3 protein-coding genes are annotated in these 5,125 nt (G+C 73.2%); 1 reads left to right on the top strand and 2 read right to left on the bottom strand.

The features are described from left to right. The coding region (locus VIW71_RS04100; RefSeq protein ID WP_331620563.1) for a roadblock/LC7 domain-containing protein at positions 1 to 171 on the bottom strand (171 nt) is incomplete at its 3' end. Then, positions 172 to 4,164 carry a nitrate- and nitrite sensing domain-containing protein gene (locus tag VIW71_RS04095; protein WP_331620562.1) on the bottom strand — a complete coding sequence of 1,331 codons (3,993 nt, stop codon included), beginning with the start codon at positions 4,162 to 4,164 and terminating at the stop codon, positions 172 to 174. 629 nt (positions 4,165 to 4,793) lie between these two features. On the opposite strand from VIW71_RS04095, the gene VIW71_RS04090 reads away from it, so the two are divergent. Continuing rightward, complete coding sequence (locus VIW71_RS04090) at positions 4,794 to 5,027, top strand: hypothetical protein (protein WP_331620561.1); 234 nt, start codon at positions 4,794 to 4,796, stop codon at positions 5,025 to 5,027. Positions 5,028 to 5,125: the final 98 nt, after the last annotated feature.

The following is a 5,125-nucleotide window of genomic DNA, read 5'->3' as shown; positions in this document are numbered from 1 at the left end:
GGAGGCGACGGCCGCGAGCTGGTCGGCGCGGTCGCGGGGGAATCCGTCGGACATCGCGAGCAGCAGGCCGTCGGCGGAGACCACCACCGTGTGGGACACCCCGGGGGTGTTGTCCACGAAGTTGGTGATCAACCAGTTCAGATTCTGTGCCGCCTGGCTCATCGCACTCAACTAGCGCTCCTGGTGATTCGGACCGAAACCAAGGCCGTCGGTGTTGCCGCCGGCCTGGCGGCCTTGCTGGATACCCCTGCGGAGGTTGGTCAGACGTCCGCGCACGTCGTCGGGGGCCCGCGAGACCTGCGGACCGCCTTGCGGCGCTGCTTGCTGGGCCGCGCCGCCGGGGACCAGGTTGGCCCGCGGCACACGGCGCGGCAGGCCCGAGGGGGTCACACCGCCTGCCGAGGGCTCACGGACCTGTTCGGCCCGCTGGCGAAGCGCGTCGTTGGGCGAGGTGCGCCAGTTCGGCGTCTCGCGGGGCAGCGGCTGGGCCACCGGTGTGGTGGGAGCCGCAGGAGCGGGTGCGGGTGCCGCGGGTGTGGCCTGGGCGGCAGGCTGCGCGGCGCCGCTTTGACGCTGCGGGCCACCGAAGCCGGGCCGGTCGGTACGGGGGCGCTGCGGGGGCGCGGTACGGCCCATCGGGCGCGGCGGCGGGGCCTGCTGGCCTCGCGCGCCCTGCTCGACGTGGATCTGCTGCATCCGCTCGGCCTGGCCGGTGCGGAACCAGTCCGATTCCATCGACGAGAAGATCGGGGTCGGCTCGTCCCCACGGGTCGGAGCCGGCGGCAGCGCCATCGGCTCGGCGGCCGGCGGCAGTTGTGGCTCGGGCCGCTGCGGCGCCGGGCGCCGCTCCGCGGGCTGCGGGGCCGGCAGCTGCGCGGCGGGATGCCGGCCGGGCGTCCCCTCACCGAACGGCGGGGGAGTGTCCTGCTGCGGCTGGGGCGGGAACCGGTCGGGGTACTGGACCGGGAACTGCCCGCTGTCGCCCGGCCGGCCGGGCCGGTCCTGCCGCCGCGGGACCGGGTACTGGCCGGGAGCGTCCCCGCCGAAGACCGGGGAAACCTCGTCCGGCCGGCCCGGCACGGGCTGGGCGCCGGTGTCGAACGGGTCCTGGCTTCCCGGGGTCCCCGGGTTCCAGCCGGGGGAGCCCTGCGGGCCGTGCGAGCCGCGCTGCGGCAGGCCGCCCGGACGGCCCGGGAACTGACCCGGCTGCGGAGGCTCGGGGGCCCGGAACTCGCCCGTGGGGTTCCCCCCGCCGGAGGCAGGGGAAGCCTCGGCGCGGATCGCGGGGAACTCGGCGGTGTCGCCGGGGCCGCCCTGGCCCGGTACCGCGTACTGGCCCGTGCCGTAGATCTCCTGCGGGGTGCGGCCCTGGCCGAAGCCCTGGCCGCCCTGCTGGTCGGCCGCGGCCGGCAGCGGCGGGACCGGGAACCGGCCGGGGGTTCCCCCGCCGGAGGCAGGAGGAGTGCCGCCGGGGCCGCCCTGCTCGTTCTGCGCGTCCTGGCCGCTCTGCCGCGGAATGGGCCCGGGACGGCCGCCGAAGACGTCGGAGCGGAAACCGGCCGGGCCGGTGCTCTGCGGCTGCGGCGGCGGGAAGCCGCCGGGACGGGCGACGGGCGCGGGACGGTCCTGCGTGCTGCCGGGGCGGCCCTGCTGCCCGTACGGGTCGCCGGAGCCCTGCTGCCCGAGGTCGGTGCGCCCGAAGTCGCCGCGCGAGCCGCCCACGGGCGTGTCGAACGCGTCGAAGGCGGGCGCCGCCTCGACGTCCTCGTGCCCGCGAGGGGTGTCCATCAGACCGCGGTCGTCCGGGAAGTCCTGCGGGCCGTCCTGCGCAGCCCAGTGCGGCGTACCGGGTTGCGGCGTACCGGGCTGCGGCGGGGCACCGCCGGGACGGCCGGCCCCGGAGTCGAGAGCGGGACGCGGGGCGCCGCCGCCGACCTGGCCGCGCTGCGGGGCAGCGCCGGCCCGCGGCGTGCCGCTGAAGGCGCCGGCGACACCGGAGCCGGCCGGGGCCTGGGGGGTGCCGGCGGGGCGCCCGGAGTTCATGCTCTTGGGGTTCGCGCCGCCCTGCGTGACGTCGACCGGCAGCATGACCAGGGCCGTCGTACCGCCCGAGTCGGACGGGCGGAGCTGGATGCGGATGCCGTGCCGCAGGGACAGCCGGCCGACCACGAACAGGCCCATGCGGCGGGAGACGGAGACGTCCACCGTCGGCGGGTTGGCCAGCCGTTCGTTGATGTCGGCCAGGTCCTCGGGGGACAGGCCGATGCCGGTGTCGTGGATCTCGATGAGCACCCGGCCGTCGGGCAGCGAGTGACCGGTGACCCGTACCTTCGTCTGCGGCGAGGAGAACGAGGTCGCGTTCTCCAGCAGCTCGGCCAGCAGGTGGACGAGGTCGTTGACGATACGGCCGGTGACCTCGGCCGACGGGACCGAGGTGAGCTCGATCCGCTCGTACTGCTCCACCTCGGAGGCGGCGGCGCGCAGCACGTCGACCAGCGGGACCGGGCGGGTCCACCGGCGGCCCGGCTCCTCACCGGCGAGGACCAGCAGGTTCTCGCCGTTGCGGCGCATACGGGTGGCCAGGTGGTCCAGCTTGAACAGCGAGGAGAGCTGGTCCGGGTCGGCCTCGCGGGACTCCAGCTCGGAGATGAGCGAGAGCTGGCGCTGGATGAGGCCCTGGCTGCGGCGCGAGAGGTTGGTGAACATCGCGTTGACGTTCCCTCGCAGCAGCGCCTGCTCGGCCGCCAGCCGTACCGCCTCGCTGTGCACCTCGTCGAAGGCGCGGGCGACCTGGCCGATCTCGTCGCGGCTGTTGATGCCGATCGACTCGACCGAGGTGTCCACGTCCTGCGGGTCGGACTCGGAGAGCTGCTTGACCAGCTCGGGCAGCCGCTTCTGGGCGACGTCCTGCGCGGTCTCCTGGAGACGGCGCAGCGAGCGGATCATCGAGCGGGCCACCACGAAGGCGCCGACCACGGCGACGCCGAGGACGAGCAGGATGACCGCACCGGAGATCAGCGCCTCCCGCCGGGCTTCGCTCTGGAGCTTGAGGGCCTTCTGCTGCATCTCGTTGAGCAGCGACTGCTCGATCTGGTTCATCGCCTGGATCTTGGCCCTGGCGTTGTCGTCCCAGTCGAGGTACGAGCTGTGGATCTTGGTGATCGCTGTCTGCGAGGCGGCGATCCGGTCGCGCAGGGTGTCGTGCGCGCTGATCGTGTCGTTGCCGCCCTCGATGGGCTTGAGCAGTTGCGCGGCGTCGGCGCTGCCGTAGATCGTCTCGAACTTGGTGAGCTGGGTGTCCTCGTAGGCGTAGCTCCACCGGATCGCTTCGTAGTCGTTCGGGTTGAGCCTGCCCGTCGTGGCGAACGCGGCGCTGATCACCGCGCGCTGGATCGACTCGTACTCCTTGGCGGCGGAGAAGGCGGCGAGCGCGCGGGTGCTCTGGATCATCTCCGGGTTGTTGGTCGCCTGCGCCATGTCCTGGGAGAGCGACAGCAGCGACTGCACCAGGCCGTCGTACTGCGAGACGGTCTGCGCGATACCGGTCTCGGCGGAGTACGCCGCGTCACGGATCTCGTTGAGGCTGGCGAGCTGGGTGCCGATCGACAGCAGGGTGGCGCGCACGCCCTTGAAGACCGGGTCGCGCACGGAGATGTTGTCGCTGGCGGTCTGGTAGCGCTTGAGCGCGCGGTCGGCGAACTCGCGGGCCGAGGCGACCGAGTCGTTGCCCCGCTGGCGGGAGGCGAGCGGGCCCGCCGAGGCGTCCCGCTCCTCCTGCAGCGCGGCCGCCAGGCCGGTCGCCTGCTCGGTGATGTCGGTCAGCGTCTTCATGTGCTCGAGCTGGCCGATGTTCTCCAGCGAGCTGTTGATGCGCAGTCCGCCGAGCGCGGAGGCGGTGACCACCGGGAGGGCGAGCAGGGAGACGAGCCTGGTGCTGATCCGCCAGTTGCGCAGGGCTATTCGGGGGCCCGGCGAGCCGTCGAGGCCGGTGATCCTGCCGGCCTCCATGCCGCTGGACACACTCATCCGCCCGCCGGCCGCAGTGGTCCCCGGCGTGGCGGTCCCGGAGTCGCCCGCCGCTTGCGTCGAACCGCTGCCGGTCCCGCCGGGCTGCTGCTCCGGGTCACCCGCAGCGCCGCTGTCCCTCTTGAAACGTCCCTGCACTAGCGTCGCAACCTCTGGACCAGGCGTCCCCCGCAGTCAAGCGGACAGGACGGTGTCGAGTCATGGGGGCTCAGACCGCCCCGGATTGCGAGGAGGCCGTGGTGCCCTTCGCCGCCGCTCGGTGCTCGTACGCGCCCCCTGCGCGCCGGCTCTGAGGTGATGCGGCGGTCCGGGGAATTCCAGCACAGTGCTGGATCTCGCAACAAGGCCCGTAGCCGAGCTGGTGGGATGTGTCACTCGGAGCATTGAGCCAAGTACGGAGCGTCGAGCCGCGAAAGGGTGGAAAGGGGGCGTAGTGGGCGTGGGCGCCCGGGCTGCGCGGCGCCCAGCGGTGCCTCGGGTTGGTATGTCATGGGTGGTTTGCCGGATTTCGAAGTTGATGTACCGCCGTGCTCTCGCCCGGAAATCGTCCGGAATGCGGCGCTGTGCGACCCGTCTCGTGATCAAAATCACAACCCGGATCACCGCGGCACAGGTCTGTGCCGCGGTGATCCGGGGCATAGGCGCGATTAGCCTGATGCTTTACACAAACGGCACCGTGTCGATCACGGTGCCGATCGTTTCGGCACGCTTCCGTCAACCGCCGTGCGCCCCGCCGGGCGCCCCGAGCTCCGAGGTCCCGATCACCGATGAAGACCCCCCTGATGTTCCGTCAGATGATCGCGAACCCGCGGCGCACCACGCTCGCGCACCTCAAGGACGCGAGCGAGCTGGTCGGCCAGGCAGCCGCCGCCGGGACGGCGAGCGAGGCCGCGAGCGCCGCCGCTCCGACCGCCGAGCCGCAGCGCGCGCTGCCGCAGCGGACCGCGAACCCGCGCCGTACCGTACTCACCGAGCCGCCGAAGCCCCCCGTCGCCCCCTGACCCACCGGGCCGGCCCGCCCTCCCGGAGCCCCGCCCGCCCGGGCCTGCCCCGTGGATCACGCAAAACCCGCTCCACGGGACAGGCTCTAGGCTTATGA

This window comes from Streptomyces sp. (genome assembly GCF_036524955.1).
Lineage (GTDB): Bacteria > Actinomycetota > Actinomycetes > Streptomycetales > Streptomycetaceae > Actinacidiphila.
Note: the sequence above shows the minus strand (reverse complement) of the source record. Positions and strands in the feature narration are given on the sequence as shown.

What these genes read in the sequence shown, in the direction of transcription:
- VIW71_RS04090 (WP_331620561.1), top strand. Translation starts at nt 4,794, where the DNA reads ATGAAGACCCCCCTGATGTTCCGTCAGATGATCGCGAACCCGCGGCGC.